18 protein-coding genes and 1 tRNA gene are annotated in these 19,637 nt (G+C 46.7%); 9 read left to right on the top strand and 10 right to left on the bottom strand.

The window, feature by feature from the left end; genetic code table 11:
• Nucleotide 1 precedes the first annotated feature (1 nt).
• A complete protein-coding gene (locus tag ACKI61_RS13250) occupies nucleotides 2–1,564 on the bottom strand; it encodes an alginate O-acetyltransferase AlgX-related protein (RefSeq protein WP_407458147.1) in 1,563 nt (520 codons plus the stop codon).
• Nucleotides 1,565–1,626: 62 nt separating this feature from the next.
• Nucleotides 1,627–1,699 (bottom strand) — tRNA-Arg (locus ACKI61_RS13245).
• A gap of 745 nt (nucleotides 1,700–2,444) precedes the next feature.
• Between ACKI61_RS13245 and ACKI61_RS13240 the strand changes: the two genes are divergently transcribed.
• The 5 genes from ACKI61_RS13240 (at nucleotide 2,445) to ACKI61_RS13220 (ending at nucleotide 6,140) form a co-directional block, all read left to right on the top strand.
• A complete protein-coding gene (locus tag ACKI61_RS13240) occupies nucleotides 2,445–2,852 on the top strand; it encodes a hypothetical protein (RefSeq protein ID WP_407458146.1) in 408 nt (135 codons plus the stop codon).
• Between the two features lie 141 nt (nucleotides 2,853–2,993).
• Complete coding sequence (locus ACKI61_RS13235; RefSeq protein ID WP_407458145.1) at nucleotides 2,994–3,524, top strand: hypothetical protein; 531 nt, start codon at nucleotides 2,994–2,996, stop codon at nucleotides 3,522–3,524.
• Between the two features lie 102 nt (nucleotides 3,525–3,626).
• The gene (locus ACKI61_RS13230) at nucleotides 3,627–3,971 is read left to right on the top strand and encodes a hypothetical protein (RefSeq protein ID WP_407458144.1); all 345 of its coding nucleotides are present in this window, start codon (nucleotides 3,627–3,629) and stop codon (nucleotides 3,969–3,971) included.
• A 121-nt stretch (nucleotides 3,972–4,092) separates the two neighbouring features.
• Complete coding sequence (locus ACKI61_RS13225; protein WP_407458143.1) at nucleotides 4,093–4,950, top strand: ArdC family protein; 858 nt, start codon at nucleotides 4,093–4,095, stop codon at nucleotides 4,948–4,950.
• A gap of 560 nt (nucleotides 4,951–5,510) precedes the next feature.
• Complete coding sequence (locus ACKI61_RS13220; RefSeq protein WP_407458142.1) at nucleotides 5,511–6,140, top strand: recombinase family protein; 630 nt, start codon at nucleotides 5,511–5,513, stop codon at nucleotides 6,138–6,140.
• Nucleotide 6,141: 1 nt separating this feature from the next.
• On the opposite strand, the gene ACKI61_RS13215 is transcribed toward ACKI61_RS13220, so the two are convergent.
• From ACKI61_RS13215 to ACKI61_RS13190, 6 genes are all read right to left on the bottom strand, one after another.
• Complete coding sequence (locus tag ACKI61_RS13215; protein WP_407458141.1) at nucleotides 6,142–6,405, bottom strand: hypothetical protein; 264 nt, start codon at nucleotides 6,403–6,405, stop codon at nucleotides 6,142–6,144.
• Nucleotides 6,406–6,407: 2 nt separating this feature from the next.
• A complete protein-coding gene (locus ACKI61_RS13210; RefSeq protein WP_407458140.1) occupies nucleotides 6,408–7,922 on the bottom strand; it encodes a hypothetical protein in 1,515 nt (504 codons plus the stop codon).
• A 119-nt stretch (nucleotides 7,923–8,041) separates the two neighbouring features.
• Nucleotides 8,042–8,236 carry a hypothetical protein gene (locus ACKI61_RS13205; RefSeq protein WP_407458139.1) on the bottom strand — a complete coding sequence of 65 codons (195 nt, stop codon included), beginning with the start codon at nucleotides 8,234–8,236 and terminating at the stop codon, nucleotides 8,042–8,044.
• Between the two features lie 89 nt (nucleotides 8,237–8,325).
• Nucleotides 8,326–9,870, bottom strand: coding sequence for a hypothetical protein (locus ACKI61_RS13200; protein WP_407458138.1), 1,545 nt, complete (start codon nucleotides 9,868–9,870; stop codon nucleotides 8,326–8,328).
• 102 nt (nucleotides 9,871–9,972) lie between these two features.
• Nucleotides 9,973–10,755: a hypothetical protein gene (locus tag ACKI61_RS13195; RefSeq protein WP_407458137.1), complete on the bottom strand. Its 783-nt coding sequence runs from the start codon at nucleotides 10,753–10,755 to the stop codon at nucleotides 9,973–9,975.
• 84 nt (nucleotides 10,756–10,839) lie between these two features.
• Nucleotides 10,840–11,733 (bottom strand): hypothetical protein, encoded by an 894-nt coding sequence (locus ACKI61_RS13190; protein ID WP_407458202.1) that lies wholly within the window; start codon nucleotides 11,731–11,733, stop codon nucleotides 10,840–10,842.
• 192 nt (nucleotides 11,734–11,925) lie between these two features.
• On the opposite strand from ACKI61_RS13190, the gene ACKI61_RS13185 reads away from it, so the two are divergent.
• Together ACKI61_RS13185 and ACKI61_RS13180 are read left to right on the top strand one after the other, a co-directional pair.
• Nucleotides 11,926–12,099: a hypothetical protein gene (locus tag ACKI61_RS13185; protein WP_407458136.1), complete on the top strand. Its 174-nt coding sequence runs from the start codon at nucleotides 11,926–11,928 to the stop codon at nucleotides 12,097–12,099.
• Between the two features lie 343 nt (nucleotides 12,100–12,442).
• Nucleotides 12,443–14,131 carry a hypothetical protein gene (locus tag ACKI61_RS13180; RefSeq protein ID WP_407458135.1) on the top strand — a complete coding sequence of 563 codons (1,689 nt, stop codon included), beginning with the start codon at nucleotides 12,443–12,445 and terminating at the stop codon, nucleotides 14,129–14,131.
• Between the two features lie 134 nt (nucleotides 14,132–14,265).
• On the opposite strand, the gene ACKI61_RS13175 is transcribed toward ACKI61_RS13180, so the two are convergent.
• Nucleotides 14,266–14,616 (bottom strand): hypothetical protein, encoded by a 351-nt coding sequence (locus tag ACKI61_RS13175; RefSeq protein WP_407458134.1) that lies wholly within the window; start codon nucleotides 14,614–14,616, stop codon nucleotides 14,266–14,268.
• Between the two features lie 200 nt (nucleotides 14,617–14,816).
• On the opposite strand from ACKI61_RS13175, the gene ACKI61_RS13170 reads away from it, so the two are divergent.
• Complete coding sequence (locus ACKI61_RS13170) at nucleotides 14,817–16,076, top strand: tyrosine-type recombinase/integrase (RefSeq protein ID WP_407458133.1); 1,260 nt, start codon at nucleotides 14,817–14,819, stop codon at nucleotides 16,074–16,076.
• 38 nt (nucleotides 16,077–16,114) lie between these two features.
• Here the strand turns inward: ACKI61_RS13170 and ACKI61_RS13165 are convergent, their stop codons facing one another.
• Nucleotides 16,115–17,203 (bottom strand): tyrosine-type recombinase/integrase, encoded by a 1,089-nt coding sequence (locus ACKI61_RS13165; RefSeq protein ID WP_407458132.1) that lies wholly within the window; start codon nucleotides 17,201–17,203, stop codon nucleotides 16,115–16,117.
• 186 nt (nucleotides 17,204–17,389) lie between these two features.
• Between ACKI61_RS13165 and metG the strand changes: the two genes are divergently transcribed.
• Nucleotides 17,390–19,459 (top strand): methionine--tRNA ligase, encoded by a 2,070-nt coding sequence (metG, locus tag ACKI61_RS13160; RefSeq protein WP_407458131.1) that lies wholly within the window; start codon nucleotides 17,390–17,392, stop codon nucleotides 19,457–19,459.
• Nucleotides 19,460–19,637 lie beyond the last annotated feature (178 nt).

Raw genomic sequence — 19,637 nt, 5'->3', positions numbered from 1 at the left:
CCTAAAATTCAATCGTTTTCCAGCCTTCGGCGCCAAAGCGAAGGTCGCGTTCCACAAATTCCCAAATTAACAATTTCTTGCCTTTAAGCACGCCGGCCTTACGGGCAAGCTTTTCGCGTACCAAGGTTGATGCGCCGCCATCGCTCACGATAGATGCGACCGGCCGGCTGATATTCTTTGCAAAATGGGCAATCCAACCCGCATTCACAGGAGCATCGGTCTGGTAAATTCGGCTGAAACTGTCGCCGAGAATTAAAATCCTTGACTTGCGGAAGTCGTCTTTGAAAGGCGTCTTGACCGTATCGCGCACCACCGTAGAATCTAAGAGCGAATCTTGAGGAGGCTCGGTTCGTTCAGAAATTTCTTGCTGGTAAATCACATGGCCTGTCACCTGTTGCGCCTTGAACACGTTAAACTTGTTAAGGCCGCTCATTTCGCCAATGTCACCCATGCGGTCCGCCAAAGAATCGGACAAAACATAATTCATGGATGGTTCCCCGATATCGATTATACCCGCATCCGCCATCGAGTTTACCTTTTTCGCTATTTCTCCCGCGGCAAGTTCCGCACCACGCGGAGTCCAGTGCGTGTCGTCGTCCAGATAAAGTGCACCCAAACTTGCATCGTCGGCCTTTGCGGCAAGGAGTGGCGTATACAGGTCCACCGTATTCAGCCCGAGTCTCGTCAGGGAATCCAAAATAGCCTTGCCGTGTCCAGCAAGCTTCAAGCCATCGACGCCGGTCAAACGTTCCGGATAAATACTCGGCTTGCCCGGAGTAATCACCACCAGGAGTTCAACGCCCTTCGCCTTGAGCTGTTCGCGGAACTTGAGAATCGCCTGAATAGGGTTATCGAGCTTTGCGCTACGAACATCCAGCGGCGACGGCTGCACCAAGAATTCTACATCTTGCCTGTAGAAAAGCCAACGGCCCGAACCGGAACCGAGCACCACCTTTTCGCCCGGATCATTGAAAATATTCCACACTGCAAGCTGGTACTTGGGGCGGAACGCAAGCACAAGAGCATTTTCGTCTTCGACCTTGTTTTCGAAAGCGCGCAGGTAGCGGCTTGTCCATACACCGTAATGCTTAATGCCACATAGCGCACGCCAAAGCGAGAATTGCCCAAATTCGGCCACCACCGCCTTCAGCGTTGAATCCACCGACTTGAATGTTTCCGGTTCATCTTCAAGGGCAGCCACCAAGGTATCCGCATGTTTCAGCAACTTGTAGTCTGACTCGACCGTATCCAGTTCGGCATAGCTATTCACCGTAAGCGCAACTGCTTCCAGGTCAGAAAGAGCACTGACCACGCCTTCAAGTGATTCGCCCACTTCGGCACCACCGGCAATCGATTCACGCGCCGCAAACCAGGCTTCGTTCAACTTGGCCGCCGATTCCGCCATCTTGGATTCACGCGCAAAAGGGGTATAGACAATATCTTTGAAAATATCGAGGCTTACAAAGCGCTTTTCGCCGCGCAAGTCCGCCACCGTCTGCACCGAAAACGGCAGTATCAACAGAACGGCAAAAACAACGATAAAAGCAATATAAAGTTTCTTCACAGAGGACAAAATAAAAATTTCAGCATAACAAAAAAGGCTGGTAGCCGAAACTACCAGCGAAATACCCGGATCGCGATTCGAACGCGAGTCTGATCCTTAGGAGGGACCCGTTCTATCCAACTGAACTATCCAGGCAATTATCGATATACCGCACCCGAACACAAAATTCTGCGTTTTCCGTTCAAAACCAGCACATTCATCACTTACACAACTCATCTAGTGTCGACGTTTGCGTCGTGGTGTTTGTCGTTATTCGAACAAAAATCGAACAGCTTCGCATCACGTTTGCTACAGACAAGACAAGGGCTCCATACGAATCAGCTCACGCCAACGGCATCGAGCCCGTGCTATCTGCGAGTGCGAAATTAGCATTTCTTAGGGTGTTTGTCAAGTTCGAATTGCAAAATTACCACGATATATAATGAGCCTAGACCACAGCATTCACCGAAAACTTAAGATTGCACGCGCCGCAAAACGCCTCAAACTCGTATGTTCGTAACATGTCTGATTCCAGCGTTTGCTTTTACCGATATTTCCGTGTTATCCGACTATACCCCCAGCAGATTTATTCAGATTTACACGAACCAACCACATACCTTTTGGCGTATGGGGTTAAACACGATCGATTTTTTCGCTCCAAGTTGAAGGGTCATTCTGTATATGGAGAATCCCTAATTACAAAAAAATGCGTACCCATACAAACAATCCGCTTTTTACAAATTCATGCGTGAACAGCGGCAAGATTACTACATCCAACATACCCTTACGGCGATTTTGCCCCCATCAATTCCGACTTCGGCGCACACGCGCGGACTGACACAAGTTCGGCGGGACTGCATCGGTCTACTATCAGTCCAGTGTCAATGAAACGAGGAACTTTATGGCAGACAGACTCATATTCACGATCAAACATCAAGACAAGACACTTGCCTATTTGTACCAACGCTGGGGACGCGGCGACGGAGCGACCCTCGAAGCAGAAGTCCGCAAAGCCGCCGAGGCATATCATCTTGACTTGACCAACCAAGCCGACGCGATTCAAGCCATTCGGCTTGCAGGCGAACAAATCTTTGGTCACGCCATATGGAATGGTGGTATAGATGACACCGATGACGAAGAGTACATCAAGGCGACGCAAGAAGACAGAGACTATCTCGAAAGCCATCGCGACAATATCGTAGCAGACAACCAATGCTCCGAGGGAATCACATTCTTCTATGGCATATCAGCAGCCTATCCACCCTACATCGAAAGCTGGTGTGAAGACAGCTACTCCATGACAGTGTAAAATCCCTAAAAATTTAGAGCGTCCCCATGGGACGTTTTTTTGTGTTGGTCATGTAAATGACTGGCAGAAGACTCGCGGGGCTGAGACACTATCTCATTAAATCTTTGTCAATGACAAGGATAAAAAACAAAAGGAGCGACAATGAATAACCTTGACACCGAACTGAGTAAAATCACCTTAGACGAGGTCCTAAAGTGCAAAATCATTTGGAAAGACGACGCCGACGACTGCACCGTATACGATGACTATCGGATTGCCGTTTCAGCCTCAAACGAGACTATAGCAAACGACGACGACAACATCGGATTCTATTGCAATTGCATCGACGAATTTCGCGAGTTACTTGACCCTAATAACAAGAACTCCGAGTTTGTAGTAGTCGCATTCGAGGGTGTATCAGCCAGCTATGATTGCTGGCGCGTCGTGCGATACGCAAGCAAAGACTGGACTCTGCACATCAGCGGTTATACAACTGGCGGCTACTGGCATTATATCGCAACCGACGGCGTAAATATCATCAACAGCGGAAATGTTTGGTCATTCCGCGACAGCTGTGGTCAAGCAAACGATTATCCCACACCGGATATGACTAGCCAAGAGGTGCTACTTGATGCGTTAAACACAATGTATGACAGCGATGTTCCCTCAATTGCAGAATGGACTAAGCTCTAATCGAGCAACAGATGCGGAGATACCAAATGAGCAAAAAACGAGTTATCATCTACAGACCGACAAAAAAGCGCGTATCAGGTTTAACATCAGCAAGGAAACCACATGAAAAACTATCTTGACGGCATAACAATCACAAGTAAACACTCGCCAAAATACGACGAAATCATACGCGATTTTGCAAACAAAGTCATCTGGCTACAGCGTCATCGAAACTATGTTGTGAGCTTGGGTTTAGTTTATAAAAACGGCAGCTTAAGCGGCAGCACAATAATCACACATAAAGATGGAATACTTAAGCAACCAGCAGAAATACTCGACGAATGCATAAAACTTTTTGATACAGTAATCGACGAACGAAACACGACACTTTCTTTCATTGCAGTCAACGGCGGCAATGGGACTGATCGACCAAACAGAACTTGTTATCATATATACATAACACCATAACCTATTCCGTGCCGACTTGGCACGGTTTTTTTGTTCTGCACGCCGTTCTAGACTGGCAGCGGTTCGGCGGGACTGCCATCGCTTACTATCAGAACCATGTCAATGAAACGGAGATAACAACATGAACAAAGCTCATCAGACTACTACCGAAGTCATTCTTGATTATATCCGAACTCACAATCAGCTCCCATGGACCCAGCCATGGTTTGGCTCAAGCGCACCAATAAGTTTCCAAAGTGGAAAGCGGTATTCGTTCTTGAACACCCTTTTGCTCGAAGGTGAACCATCAGAGTTCATTACGTGGAATCAAATTCAAAAGCAACCGAATGCGCATCTACGTAAAGGGTCCAAAGGACATCGAGTGTTTTTCTATTCGACATTCGACAAGACCGAAACCGACAAAGACGGCAATACTATCATAAGACAAGTTCCCTTTTTGAAATGTTATACCGTCTTTAATGTCGATGATTGCGACGGCATCTCTCGCCGTTGGCAACCAAAGATTGCCAATACAACGAACACCCCAATAGAAGTCGCAGAAACTATCGTAAACAACTACATAAGCCGAAATAACATTCAAATCAAGCATGACCGTAGCGAGGCATTCTATTCGGTTCGGCATGATTTTATCAACATTCCCGAACTATCCAACTTTCGTTCATCCGAAGATTACTATAGCACGCTCTTGCATGAAATTATTCATTCCACTGGTCACAAGACAAGATTAGGACGTTTTAAGGACGGCGATTCGTCTTCACCGTTCGGCAGCCCAAGCTATTCTCGCGAAGAGTTAGTAGCTGAGATGGGAGCTTCATTCCTACTTAATCAGCTCGGCATCGCAAACAGCAGAACTCTTGAACAGAATGCCGCTTACATCAAAAACTGGATTAAGGCGTTGAACAACGATTACACCCTTATTTCAGTAGCCGCTGGCAGAGCCGAACGCGCCGTCGAATATGTGTTAGGCGAAAAGCAATAATATAAAAACGTGCAGACGGAGCCAAGGAAATTTTCAAACCAGCTGTTCTACGCTCCGTCTACACGTTTCTGACATTTAGTGAGTTCACCAGCCAAAGCGACTATGACATAACCTTGGCTGGCAACCTAAAGTTTATATGCTTGCAAAAAATTATTCCGACGGCACTACCCCATCGTGACGTCGTACACACACTAAGCGTGAGACCCAACTTACCTGCTGTAGACGTATATCAGCGCACATATATAGATACATACTATTGTAGCACCCAAAATTTTACCAACCGTTTCTCAGGTAAAACACAAACCCATACAAACTAGACCTCTAATCTACACCTCTTATTTTATTCGTCAAAGTACACGATGACGGAGTCCTTAAAACCCCAGTAAACGGTGGTAAAAACTATTCGTCAAACACTCAAAAAGCAAAGCAAACATTCGGATAGAGTCATATCACTTCAGCGAACATTCGCTTATATGCATTGACTTTACCGAACACTGGCAATAGATTGACGGGACTGCCATTCAAATTTATATGTACAACATTCAAACAAGGAGATTATCATGGCAACCTTTGGATACGCGAGGGTCTCTGCCTTAGACCAGGCCTTAGACCGCCAAATCGAAAAATTGACCCCCTACATAACCGACCGACGCTATCTCTATTGTGACAAGGCATCCGGCAAGGATTTTGACCGACGCGCATGGAGAGCACTGGTCGGTACCGAGACGACGCTGCCAGCCCTACAGCGAGGAGACTTATTAGTAGTGTTATCTCTCGATAGATTGGGCCGCAACTACACAGAAATTCAAAACGAGTGGAAGCACATCACACAGACGTTAGGTGCAAACATTAAAGTTTTGGACATGCCCCTTTTGGATACATCGACCAGCAATGATAACCTCGACCGACGATTTATGGCTGATTTGGTTCTCCAAATTCTGGCCTATGTTGCTGAACGCGAACGTATCAATATCAAAACTAGACAAGCTCATGGAATTAAAATTGCATTAGAAAAAGGCATCCACTTTGGCCGTGTCGCTGTACCGAAGCCGGACAACTGGGAAGCCGTCATCGCCGAAGTCGAAGCTGGTCGACTCACGGCAACTGCCGCTATGACACAGCTCAACCTAAAACGAACAACCTTCTATAAGCTATGGGGCAAGCGAACAAAAGATATTTCGCCCCATTAAGTCAATCTGTGGCAGACTTCTTTATAGCTCTAATGGAGTCTGTCATAGACTTCATCGAAGAAATCAGAGCCTGCAATTCCTCCACCGACATCTTATTGATGACGGCGTCACGCACCGAAGTCGTGTAAAACTCATCTAATTCGTTTTCGAGGTCTGCACACGCTTCGGTCAATGGTTTCATCAGGCGCGCATGCTCGATGTCGACAATGCGACCAGCGGCAATGTCTTCGGCATCTGCTAAATCATCAAGTTCTACGCTTTCCATAACTAGCCTAACAAATCAAGTACATACTCATGGGTCTTGCCATAGACATCTTCAACGGACACCTTTCTTATTTGTTTCCGTTCTTCATCAATGATAATACCATCTGGTAATTTTAACGCTTTCAGCTTTTTAGCTTCACCATACATTTCGAGCAAGTGATGACGTGCATAGAAAATGACAAACCGATTAATCAGTCGAATATACTTTGACGAATAACCAACGCGTACAAGTCCATAGCAATCAAGGCAGAATACCAGTACGTTTACACCTTTTATGCCACCATTATCACTAAACGTTTTATACAGTGATCGGCACACCTTCTTAATCAACAGTTCGTAATTTGCCGATTCCGTTTTACTTTCTAACACTTGTAGACAGAATCCAATTTCACGCACCGAACGACTTGTTTCTTGTGGGGTTTTCAACGACGACGTCGCGTACATTAATTCCACTATGGAGTCAGCAACAACATCTATAATATCCTTGGCCGAAAATTTAGTTTCATACCGAGGATGTATATCAACAATCTTATCCGTCACGGCAATAGTCTGAACCAGCTGTTCATAGAACCGAATAACAGCTTCATAGACAAGGTGATTTTCGTCATAATAATATTCATCACCCATACCATTCACACGATAAATACGCCTAGCAGACCACTGGAGGATTTCAAAATACCGTTGGAATTGGAATGGATTAGGACAACCTTCCTTCAATACAGCACCTAAAGTAACCAGTAAGACCTCAGAATAAGCATGAACTTGCTTATGGTTCCAAGAATACGTCAACTCATAATGGGGGTCCAATAAATCTGGGATGTCGTAAATCAATCCGACATTAGAATATATGTTCGACAAGTACGGTTTGTCCCAGCTTAGCGCTCCATTCAGCATCTTCGTTTCACGATAGACGAAAGAATTTTCCTCTTGCAAAGCTTGAGTTATGAAGTTCCCTGCAAACGTGTTTAGGCCAAGATGATGCTTCCGTTGTCGAATAATCTCATGGAACAACTCTACTACAACACCGGGATGATACCTGACGACCACTTTACAGAAATAATCATTATCCATCAGATGAAGCACATTCAGCGCACTTTCTTGAATGTCTGATAATTTCTGACCTTTGTCTATAGCAACCGGAGCATTTTCAACGATATCCTTTATGGATCGAGCCAAGAAATCAATTACACCTTCTATAACGTCATCACGTCCATATTCCAATGCTATTACTAACTCATTTTCAAATTTACGACAGTTGCGACGATTAAATCGCGGCGGAAAGATAAAGCTAGAGCAAAGCCACCACAGCATAATAATCAAGAAACCGCTAGCAAGCATCAGCTGCCAGAAATGCTGAACACACGGTGTACACGGAATCGGATAATTCTGCGCGATAACAAAGTCACTTATCAAGACAAGAATACCCAGCACGGCAACGACAACAAACAGCTTTGTTCTGGACAACCATGACAGATACAGTCGAAGACGGTATTTATAGTCAACATTAACCCAAGCCATTATCAAGAATGCTAGGCCAGTAAGATAGGACGTAAAACTAAAGAAATTTGACACCTCTGCACCCATTGTATTTTACCCCACAGAGTATAATTATTTCGAATGCTTATCCAGTATTGCAGCTAAATCACCGACGTCGAACGACACATCACGGCACCAAGTACCAAACTCATTCTCAGCATTGACGGCTTCGATCCAGTCATCCATAACTTGCCATTTGACCTTGTCCTTTTCACGTTCTTGTCGTCGTGGGTATACGTGTCGATGTCGCGCAACTTGGCGGCATCCGCCGCTGTAATACTCTTCTTTTTGGCCATAAAATAATCCTTAGTTTTCAATATCAAGATAATAAAAACGCATCCACGATACGTTGTTGTACTATATATGGGTATAGATTTGCCGTACACTACATCTTTAACCGATACCGTTGCCACGCAGAGATAACATACTCATGACCTCGATACTTATAGCTATAGGCATAATCAGCCATTTTGCTGTGCCGGACTTTCAAATTACGCTTGAAGTATGGGCAATCTAGAGCATCGGTATTATCACAGCCTCGTTTACGTAACTGACATGTCAATATATGTTCAGCGAAACCAACCTGCCTCTTATCCAAACAATGAAGACATGCGTTGCAGCTCTTTTCAAAGAGCATCTTGGCAAACTTTTGGTCATAAGAAGGACCTCTCTGACCATACGAAATCGGAATCAAGATATAGTCTTCGACCTTATCCCAGATGGCAGACATTGCTTGATGTATCTGGTCTATGCGTCCTATACCGGGGCATTTCACCTCGCCACTCTTATCTAGTATTATAAGTTCAAAGTACCGTAGCCCACCACTACACAAATCCTTATGCTGATGCTTAGCAAAATTAAAGTAGCGAACCTCTTCATCATCATCCCATATATTTCTAGACTCCCAAGGTTTCGAATTATACTCGTTATCCAAGGCAAACTGCACAGTACGTACATCACCAAATCCATCTGCATTCGTAGACAGCTTAAAGCAGAAATTAAACCTTATCTTTTCACCTTCCTTCTTGGTTTCAATGAAGAAGTCGGGTAAAAACGTATCCGTTGAGTTGTCAGATGGCACTTCCTTGCATAGTCTTGCTATATCGTAGTATCCGCTATCTCGATCCATACAACGATGACCTTCTATATACGGACAGTCCTCACGGCTACAGAGGATTTCATAGAAGAACTCCAAATTCAACGGATATCCACCATGTGCACACGCGCGATACATATTGACGAACTGGTTCTTCGCCTCTTGAAGACGTGTTTCACAGCGATAGTCGACCTTGGTCTTGCACTGGTCAAAGTTGAACATCCTAACAGATTCATTCCGTTCTGTCAAGCCATCTTCTATGAATAGCGAAAAATCCGACTCCGTTTTAAGTTCAATTTCAACAATAGGTATACCGGAATCTCTTTTGCGCGGTTCCGAGAAGTGGCTAACGACGATTTCAATGTACACTTTTCGGCCATCATCAGCCGTCAACAGTATATCTGGGATAAAATCGCCATCCCTAACCTCACGCTCAATCTTCTTAAAATCCGGCAATAACGACACGACTTCATAGCCCAAGACGTCGCCACAAGGCTTCTTCTTTCCATAAAGGCATTCCCCATAGTGGCAAATCTTTCCCTTGGCTATTTCCAAAAGGAATGGTTCATTCGCATCCATCCGTGCCTTATACGTCTCTATGAACTTGATTATACCCAGCTTGTGTAAGTAGGACTCATAGGAACAGACTACATTCTTGCCGCCAACGTGCGCGAAATGCCATTCCTTGATTTTACCTCGCTTCGTCAACATCGGATTACCGCATTCAAGGCATGTAAACGAGTCGTTTCCATGTTCTTGTACATAGGCATCAGAGACATTGTACACGTCTACTATACAGCCAGTCCTATCCTTTGCAAATCTTTGCCATGTCATATCATAAAATATAACACCATTAGGATGTCACAAAGTGTCAAAATTGAACGAAAATTAATGGCGCTAGAGGGACCTCACCGTCCAAAGGGCATCAATAAGCCGCTAGTCGGGAATAAAAACGCCTATTTTGTGCTGCTGATTCTTAACAGCAGCCTTGAAATTAGGGTTGCCAGACATATCCGCCAAGCATTGAAGATGCGCTAGACGAACCACCAAAGGGAGAGCCTTGTACGACTCTAACGTAACATGGCCACAACCATACAAGATTGCATCCAACACCTCTTGCTGGTCAGTGTAGTCATATATCGTCCGAGAGGCCATATCGGAGAACTCATACGACTTGAGCCGACCTACTTTACCATTCAATTCACTGGTACGGCGAATACGTTCTAAGATTATCGGCATACTCGGCGACGTCATTAGGGATGCAGCCAGTTGACGGATTGAATCAAACATCTGTATTTCCGACTTCAATAATTCAACTTGTCTACGCAGCTTAACTTTGGCATCATCCAAGTACACCATCGCTGCCGTACAGTTGGCCTCATCATGCAAAGTGAATTTCAGCCCAAACTGATGCGCTAGATAATTGCGAATAGACAAGAGTTCAGCCAGTTCAGCCTCACGATGTCGACGAATCTCTTCACGGACGGTTGCGTCAGCATCATCGTTAAAGCTGTATTTTAGCTGTAATTTGACACAATCTGTACCGTCGGAATCGTCCTCAGTCTTCTCGCCATAGAATCCTTTTAGATAAACCTTGATGACCTTACCTAGAGTGTCTGTATTGGATTCCCACTTTGATTCTATCTTGGGTGGATTCTTGAGGTCATCCGGCGAATGGAACTCCACTTCGCGGTAAGCTTGTTCCACCAGATACTTCATACACCACTCAATGCGTTGGCAGAGGTGCAGTAGTTCACCCAGTACAGAATAGACTTCTTTAGCAGTAATAGGCAACACTAAACCTCATCGTTCATCGGGATCAGACTTGTACTTCTTAGGAAAGTAATCCTTGCCTAACAGCCATAAGAACTTGTCTACCAGCTTAAAGCTGTACTTGGTAAGGCCATAATACTCACGGAACGCAACCATGACCTCATGGAATCTAGGGTATTGGCGCAGCTCATTTCGCTTAAAAGAGTGGAACTCATCACGTTGCTGGAAGAAGCAAAGCATCTTCTCCACAAAGCTGTCATAAATTGGATAGAGATCCGGCTTATGGTGGCTGCAATACTTACTAGCAAAAGAATAGACACTTACTTCTTTATCATCAGCACGCTTAACTGTGCCCATATCATCTACAAGGGTCAAGTCGCCGTCATCCAATCGTCTGTCTACATCCAAACCAAGAATCTTTTCGGCAACTGGATTAATGTCAATTATCCTAGTGCTATAGAAATCATTCAATACGGTTGACTTAAGCAGAACATCCTTTATATCTGTGTTATGAGGACAAAGGCCAAACAGTTTGTCAAGTGCGTCTTCCTGGTTCTGGTAGTCATCCATACCCTTCCATTGTTCAATGTAGCGTTCAAGTTCATCGCCATTAGGTCTAGGAATGTCAAACACGAACTCGCGAAACCGTCGAAGATTCTTCACATAACCGTTCACATTACGTTCAACATCACCCTTGGAATGCTGTTCAAGCAACCTTCTAAGCTCCTTCTTAGCTCGTTTAGTGAAGTCAGATGAGGTTACAACAGACCAAAACAGCGTACGTCCACCCTGCCTCCACAGATAGAACGAATCGTAGCACACTGTGTTTATGGTGCTGGCAGTAAAGTTTTCAAGTTCAAGGAATCGACGAAATTCCTTCTGCAAATCCTTTACATTTAACTCTTGAGCCAGCCTCACATTCATATAGCACCTCACCACTACGTACTAGTATAATATAGTATTCGATGGAACTAATTGCGACGACATAACCAGCAAGTGACAGAAACGCCCAGCGCATGACACGCTGGGCGTCGCCACCTTGCTAGAAACTCAAATTCATCATCGTAAGCAGTCATTAATATCAATAGGTAGCCCCCTATTCTGGATATACTTATCATGCCGGAACAAGTCCGCATCAAGCGCTGCCGCTTGGTTCAAATAGCGCTCGGCATCTGGTGCTCGATCCGGTTCGCACTCACGTATAGATTCCAGTCGCCGAATCACCAAGCCGAAGTCTTCAACCCCATCGGACTCAACACCCATAGCCGCATCCACATCATGCAGAAATGACCTCAACCGCTTACCCTCTTCGGCGAGCAAGATTACCTCACGACGTACTGGGTCACTGACCACCTTACCTTCTTCATCGTACACGTTGCACCACATACCGATTCCTACTCAACTTACTGGTTATGCCAGTAGTTTATCAGCGTATGAATCAAAAAATACAGCCGAAAAATCGGCTATTTTTCGCAAGTTGTAATTCAAATTACTTCATACTATATTGATTAACTGATAAACTATAACTGAATGACGGAGTAGCGACTGTCATGACACATGATTTTTCATATAAAGACTACCGTACCAGCCGTTCGCTACTTTAAGCTGGTCGGTAGTCTTTTCCGTTATAATCATGAATATCACATATACTGAAAAATGGCAATATCTGCCTTGGGTTGGAACACATAAAGATCCTCCTGAAAAGGGCCAAGAGCCAGATCCCAAAAACGACTTATCAACCAAGAAGATGGCCAACAATAGCTCTCCAAAATACCGGAACGAGTTCTATGTCGGCGTCAAGGCATTCACATTTAACGAATTGGTAGATGCCTTACGCAAAGGCCATAGCATCAAGAGGATCGGCCCCATCGGAATCACTAACGGCACTCGTTTCCTCATTATTGACATCGACAACGATAAAAACGAGTGCATAACCCCAGAACAACTTGACCACTTCTGTAAAGGGCGTCATCATATCGCATGGACCAAGGGCGGTTCTGGTAGAGATTATCGCTACCATATCATCGTATTTCTTGACCATCCGATTTATACTAGTTCCGAAGCCGAAGCAGAGACCAAAGCCATACTAAAAGAGCTTGCCGAAGACATCGGACGCGACATCGAAATAAAGCCGGACGAGAACCAATACCAGATGCTACAGTGGTGCTACGGGGTCCCCCAAGACCGCATGGAACGTCGAGAAATCGAAGGAACCGAGCTATGGTGCCGCCAAATCACTAAAAACAACAGCTACAACATTGTCCCAGCCGATCAAGCGGACAACCTGCCCAAACAAAAGAGAGACAAGACCGAGGTCAAGGAAAAGCCCAAGCTGATGCCGTACACCACGGCAATGCTAGCCAACATGCTGTACGATAAGCAACTATATGCAAAGAAGTACGAAGACGGTTCCTACGTTCGCCCCATAGTCTTTCTGGAAGGTACAAGATTTGACTGCTATGAGCCACGAACAGCTAAGAAGTACGTTCCTAAAGGCAAACGATACGATGCTGCCCATGCATTTATCATGCGGATAGTTCCCCAGTATCACCGCTGTAAATCATTCGGGTTAAGCTACTCCGAACGTGATGTCATATTTACATTCAAGACACTCTGTATGCGGAACTTTGTGGATGCCAAGTCTTGGTGGGATGAGACTGGCAAGTCGATGGTATCTGGTCTCACATCGGAGCTGCACTCCAACGAAGGTCTTAAGTATACCGATATCGAGGCCAAGTACAAGCCCAGCCATGCGACCACTCTATACAAGCGACGCGGTTTCGGTATGGCTACGGCCATGCATATTCTGGATAATTACGCATCGGTGTCTACCGACGACGGCACTGCAACATTTCCAAGTAGCTCATTCCTCAGAGACATTCTGACTCAACACCTCTCATCATATAAGACGTTTATGGGATACATGAAAATGCTATGTATTAAGGTCATTTATGAGGAAGACGGACGGTTCTCGCACAAGTACGACTATGTATGGAACGCGGTCAAGAATTGCGGCAACCAGTTCTTCTATTGCACTCGAAACGAAGGTGTCAAGAGTTTCTGTTGGAATCACGGTATCGCATACGTCAGTCTACGTGACGTTTACTCTGGTACTCCGAAGGAGTATAAGAACATTCTTAAAGTAGCTCAAGAAGCTCAAAAACACATGTGGAAGTGGTTCGAACGCTTGGAAGATCCGAACTACGTCGCACCACCCAAGAAGTCGACAGAGGATAACGAGAGTGACGAAGACTTCGAGCTGCCGTTCAACATAGAGACTACCCCATGGGACCTTGCAGACGACTTGCCAGTGTTCCTATGAATTGTCTATTCATCCCTGATTTTTGGGTCTAGACTTTCTGGGAGAGTAAATTCCCCCTCGCTTCGCTCGTTTCTCAATTATTGTTTAAGAAAATAGTGACCCAGAAAACGACCATGTGGCATTAGACTACAGTATCAGACAAGACCTTCTATGATAAGAGGCGCCCCAGCTGCACCCATATATGGGAACGAACGCACTAGGTCGCTCAGTAGGTCAGCGGCATCGGCGGTCAGCTCATCCTCAGAGGCTTCTGGATGCTCAGACCGAAGTCGAGACTTGATGATATCACGTAGTCGCCCTTCCTCGTAGACAGCGATAACCTTGCCTTGCTGAGTGCGAAATGTGCCGACCAAAGCGGCATCCATGCCATCTAGTAGGGCGATTCCGTCACCAGCGGAGCGAGCGCGGACCTCAGCGACTCGGTCCTCAGCTGAAATTTGTGTCGTCTTGACAAGCTTATCGTTCAATAAGGTTTGAAAATCCATATCATAGTTCCTTAAATTCTACAAGCAGTTTATAGCAGTCTTTTTTGCCAAATCCACCAAATGTTGCCAAGGAACACCGTATTTGCTATATTACAGCTGATGCACTACAATGATGTAGGCTTACACAATTTCCACAATTCAATTACAAGGAGACACACAATGACGCGTTTAATAAGCAAATAAAATAAGGAGCTTATTATATGCATATTGCGTGCCCCTCAACAAGCCAAGCTCAGGATTGGTGGAACCTGATGCGCCAAAAGAATGCCACCAAACTGTATGTCGTCGCCGACCACGGAATTTATCGGCTTCGCGCATTCAGCACCGACCGCAAGAAATGCGGCGAACTATCTTTGGGCCTAAGAAATAGAAAGCTCGCCCAGCAAGTAGCCAACTCCCTTGCCATAGAAGTAGACGACGACTCCCCAGCCGCAATCGTAAACTCGTATTTAAATCACAAATTGATGCAAGTCAAAGCTTGCAGTCAAGGCAAATACGCCCAAACATCGTTAGCAACGTCTAAAGAACATTCCTTATCCACCGTTAAATCAAGATTGAACAATCATCTATTGCCATTCTGCCGTAAACGGCATATAACAAACATCAAGGATTTATATCGGTGTGAAATTATAGGCGCTTACATCGACACACTAATCGTAGACGAACCCATCGGCGACACAGCCCGATCAATCATGGCCAGCACATTGGCTATGTTGCGGTGGTACGACCGCAGTAAAGGCCACATCTTTATCAGCAACAATTTCAACGACTCAATTAAGGGATGGCCCAGTACATTCGGCTACAGACGTAAGCGAGAGAAGATTTTCCTCAAACCTAACCAAATTCAAGCAATTCTTCGGTACGAATACCCCAATGACCGGATTAAAGCCATGTTTTATCTTCCACTGATTTGTGGACTCCGTTACAATGAGTTCATTCATCTTCGATGGCGAGACTTACACACAGAAAACGGCAATATGGACGTTCCGTTCGCAAAAGGCGGTTCAGATCGGAAAACGCAGTACCCCAAAGTCATGCAAACTTTCCTTGATAGAGTTAGAAAGAAAAGGTCTACTGGAAATCTTCCGGGTGATTATATTTTCGAAGATTACAATAAACATAGGGACCTTGCCATATACAAGACTTTCATGAAGAAGATTCTCAACATTGATGGCAACGACACCGCATCAAACGGACTACGCCGTAGTGGATGTAATCTAATTAGTAAATACCAACTAGGATTGGCCGACAAGCAACTCGGTCATTCAGTTTGCACCAAGGTCACTCATAAATGTTATATCGACAACGAAGACTTCGAAGACATAAATTACTTTTGGGATACATTCTATGCCATTTGCATAAAACCGGACACAGTTGTAGGAGCCGAAAGCGTCCGATTAATGGCAATGCAACCTGAAAACGTCATCGACTACTTCAAACTTGACACGAAAGCTGTATAAAAATTGGGGACGTCACACAATGTCCCCATTTTTCCTTTCTATATCCGATTCACGCCATCGCGCATCGCTTCATCGGAAATATGGGTGTAAACATTCAGGGATATGCGGACATCGGAATGTCTCATCAATCGGGTGACAGTCTTAAGGTCAACACCAGCACGGATAAGGTTAGTACAATAACTGTGACGTAGACGGTGATGTAGCGACTTTTTCGGCATCGGTAAACCAGCGCGTGCAAGCACGTATTTGAAAATTGCGACTAGTTCCGGCGTATTCTGCTCGAACTTATCCGGCGGGAATAGGCGCCCTTCTGGATGCAATTCATCCATTACCGCTGTATAGAGAGACCATAGCTTATCGCTAATCGGAACAACAGCATACTTGTTTGCCTTGCCGACAATGGCTATTTCCTTCGTGTCACGGTGGATGTCCTCGACACGCAAGTTAAGCGCCTCAGAAAGACGGAGTCCAGCATAGGCCATGAGGCCGACAAATAGCCTATACAGCGTACTAGGAGCGGCATCTATAATACGCTGTATTTCCTCTTCTGACCAAGACTCTTCGTTCTCTTTATCAAACGGTACACGGATAACAATGCCGTCACAAGGATTATACTCACCCATTTCATACTGTTTCGCGCACCACCGGAGCCAGAGACGAAAACTTCGGAATCGCTCGTGCAACGTCATACGCCGATGCTGCGGAAACGACGCAACAAGTTTAAGAACCATACCCTTGGTGATTTGTCGAAGATTAACACAACCCTGAGACTGCATGAACTCCACACACGGATGTATTCGACTCTTGTACGTTTTGAACGTCGTACCCGGATGTAGCGATTGAACATACTGAAGGTACTCTTCTGCCGCCTTAGCCATTGGATAATCGTTATACTCCCTTCGCCACGATGGCGGCATCATTTCAGCGAATTTCATCTTGGTAAGCCACTTTTCTGCCAGTAGCTTCGAATCCGTCCCCAGCGAGATATGCTTTGTCTTCTGGCCGGGAACATAAATACAGCCATACCAAGTCATATTTCCGACAGACTTGTGTAGTTGTCGGATGGAATACGACGTTGTATCGGAATCCGCTATCGTAATCGGTGGATTATTCGTTTCATCTTTCATCGGGACCTCCTTTAGGTCAGTTTCCGATGCGATGCTGTGTCGGGATAGCGTGAATTTTGTGTCGGAATCGAACCGACGTCTGAGCCAATAAAATAGCCACCCAGACGCGTCTCGGGTGGTCTCTAAATAGTCCTATCCAGGCGAATTCGATAGCAAATATAACAAAAAATTGCTAAATTTGTGGTCATGAAAAATTTTTATGTTACTACCCCGATTTATTACGTGAATGACGCCCCGCATATTGGGCACTCCTACACCACCGTCCTCGCGGACATCCTCACCCGCTTCCACAAGATTCTCGGCTACCAGACGTTCTTCTTGACCGGTACCGACGAACACGGCCAAAAGGTGCAGCGTGCTGCCGACAAGCGCGGCGTGACCCCGCAGGAACACGTAGACGAATACTACCACCGCTTCGAAGACCTGTGGAAGAAGATGGGTATCGGTAACGACTTCTTTATCCGTACCACCATGCCCGAACACAAGGCCTTTGTGCAGGAATGCCTGCAGAAGCTCTGGGACAAGGGCGAAATCTACTCGAAGGAATACGAAGGCTGGTACTCCGTCGGCGAAGAACGCTTCTTTAGCGAAGACGAACTGGACGAGAACAAGTGCGACCCCATCAGCCACCGCCCGGTGGAATGGCTCAAGGAAAAGAACTACTTCTTCAAGATGGGTTCCTACCAGCAGAAGCTGATTGACTTCCTCGAAAGCCACAAAGACTGGATTGTGCCGGACTACCGCTGGAACGAAATCCGCGGGTTCCTGCGCCAGCCGCTGAATGACCTCTGCATCAGCCGCCCGAAGGCCCGCCTCAGCTGGGGCATTCCGCTGCCCTTCGACACCGACTACGTGACCTACGTGTGGTTCGACGCGCTCCTCAACTACGTGAGCGCCTCCACCGCCTTCCACAAGACTTATGCCGACGGCACGCCGATCTGGCCCGCCACTTACCACCTCATCGGTAAGGACATCTTGACCACGCATAGCGTGTACTGGCCGACCATGCTCATGGCTCTCGACATTCCGCTCCCGCAGCACATCCTCGCCCACGGCTGGTGGCTCGTGAACGGCGGCGAAAAGATGAGCAAGTCCGCAGGCAACGTGGTGAACCCCATGGACTACATGGAAAAGTACGGCATCGACGCGTTCCGCTATTTTCTCGCCCGCGAAATGGTGGTGGGTCAGGATGCGAACTTTACCCACGACGCCTTCGTGCGCCGCATCAACAGCGACCTCGCCAACGACCTGGGTAACGTGCTGAACCGCGTGCACCGTCTGGTTATCACGAACTTTGAAGGCAAGCTCCCCGCAGCGACAAGCATCGGCGATGCCGAGAAGGAAGTCATCGACCTTGCGAACAAGGTAATTGCCGAAATCAAGGAAGGCCTGCCGCAGGCCCGCCTCTCGCAGTCCATCGAAACCATTATGCAGCTCGTGCGTAGCATCAACCGCTACCTGGAAGTCAAGGCCCCGTGGAAGCTCGCGAAGGACGAAACCAAGAAGGACGAACTCGCGACCGTGCTCTACGTGTCTGCCGAAGCCGTGCGCCTCTCGCTTTGCCTGCTGTGGCCGGTGATTCCCGCCAAGGCAGAAGAAGGCCTCGCCATGATCGGCTGCAAGTTCCAGAGCGCCGACGACCTCGCTTGGGGTATCCTCAAGGGTGGCGAAACGTTCGGCGAAGGCAAGCCGCTCTTCCCGCGCATCGAAGAAGAAGTCAAGAAGCAGGAACCGCAGCAGAAGCCCAAGCAGAACAAGCCCCTGATGGCAGCCGACGTGCCCGCCGCCATGGACATGCGCGTGGCCCAGATCAAGGAAGTGGCCGACCATCCGGATGCCACGAGCCTCTACGTGCTCAAGGTGGACGCTGGCGAAGGCGAACTCCGCACCATCTGCAGCGGCCTCAAGAACAGCTACAAGGCCGAGGAACTGAAGGACAGGAAGATTCTCCTGTTCGCAAACCTCAAGCCCAGCGCTCTCCGCGGCATCATGAGCCAGGGAATGCTCTTTGCGGGCGACCTCGACAACGAGGCCCACACCTGCAGGCTCGTCTCCGTACCTGAAGACGCCAAGCCAGGTGACCGCGCCCTGTTCAAGGGTGTAGCACCCAGCGAACCGCGCGAACTGAAGGTGAAGGACTTCGAGAAGATTGCGCTCTCCGTGAAGGGCGGCGCGGTGTTCTGCGACGCTCTCGCGCTTGAAGTGAACGGCAAGCCCGTGACCTGCGACGTAGCCGACGGCAATGGCGTGCATTAAGCGACCGGACTGGCGACTATAAAGAAACGGCTCGGAGTCGAGCCGTTCTTTTCATTTATAGAATCTTTAAATTTCCTGAGCAAATTCTGCCATGGACTTGCGCACCGGATGACGCGGCGAAGGTCCACCCTCTTCGGGGTCGGCGTAACGCACATCGAGGAGGCAGGCAAGTTTGAGA

It is taken from the genome of Fibrobacter sp., from assembly GCF_045601785.1.
Lineage (GTDB): Bacteria > Fibrobacterota > Fibrobacteria > Fibrobacterales > Fibrobacteraceae > Fibrobacter.
This window is presented reverse-complemented; position numbering and strand designations above follow the sequence as displayed.

Bases quoted from the DNA above. Each gene is read 5' to 3' on its own strand.
- ACKI61_RS13235 (WP_407458145.1), top strand. From the start codon at position 2,994: ATGAATAACCTTGACACCGAACTGAGTAAAATCACCTTAGACGAGGTC.
- ACKI61_RS13215 (WP_407458141.1), bottom strand. From the start codon at position 6,405: ATGGAAAGCGTAGAACTTGATGATTTAGCAGATGCCGAAGACATTGCC.
- ACKI61_RS13175 (WP_407458134.1), bottom strand. From the start codon at position 14,616: ATGGATTTTCAAACCTTATTGAACGATAAGCTTGTCAAGACGACACAA.
- ACKI61_RS13170 (WP_407458133.1), top strand. From the start codon at position 14,817: ATGCATATTGCGTGCCCCTCAACAAGCCAAGCTCAGGATTGGTGGAAC.
- ACKI61_RS13185 (WP_407458136.1), top strand. From the start codon at position 11,926: ATGCCGGAACAAGTCCGCATCAAGCGCTGCCGCTTGGTTCAAATAGCG.
- ACKI61_RS13210 (WP_407458140.1), bottom strand. From the start codon at position 7,922: ATGGCTTGGGTTAATGTTGACTATAAATACCGTCTTCGACTGTATCTG.
- ACKI61_RS13205 (WP_407458139.1), bottom strand. From the start codon at position 8,236: ATGGCCAAAAAGAAGAGTATTACAGCGGCGGATGCCGCCAAGTTGCGC.
- ACKI61_RS13230 (WP_407458144.1), top strand. From the start codon at position 3,627: ATGAAAAACTATCTTGACGGCATAACAATCACAAGTAAACACTCGCCA.
- ACKI61_RS13190 (WP_407458202.1), bottom strand. From the start codon at position 11,733: ATGAATGTGAGGCTGGCTCAAGAGTTAAATGTAAAGGATTTGCAGAAG.
- metG (WP_407458131.1), top strand. From the start codon at position 17,390: ATGAAAAATTTTTATGTTACTACCCCGATTTATTACGTGAATGACGCC.
- ACKI61_RS13220 (WP_407458142.1), top strand. From the start codon at position 5,511: ATGGCAACCTTTGGATACGCGAGGGTCTCTGCCTTAGACCAGGCCTTA.
- ACKI61_RS13195 (WP_407458137.1), bottom strand. From the start codon at position 10,755: ATGAAGTATCTGGTGGAACAAGCTTACCGCGAAGTGGAGTTCCATTCG.
- ACKI61_RS13180 (WP_407458135.1), top strand. From the start codon at position 12,443: ATGAATATCACATATACTGAAAAATGGCAATATCTGCCTTGGGTTGGA.
- ACKI61_RS13200 (WP_407458138.1), bottom strand. From the start codon at position 9,870: ATGACATGGCAAAGATTTGCAAAGGATAGGACTGGCTGTATAGTAGAC.
- ACKI61_RS13165 (WP_407458132.1), bottom strand. From the start codon at position 17,203: ATGAAAGATGAAACGAATAATCCACCGATTACGATAGCGGATTCCGAT.
- ACKI61_RS13225 (WP_407458143.1), top strand. From the start codon at position 4,093: ATGAACAAAGCTCATCAGACTACTACCGAAGTCATTCTTGATTATATC.
- ACKI61_RS13240 (WP_407458146.1), top strand. From the start codon at position 2,445: ATGGCAGACAGACTCATATTCACGATCAAACATCAAGACAAGACACTT.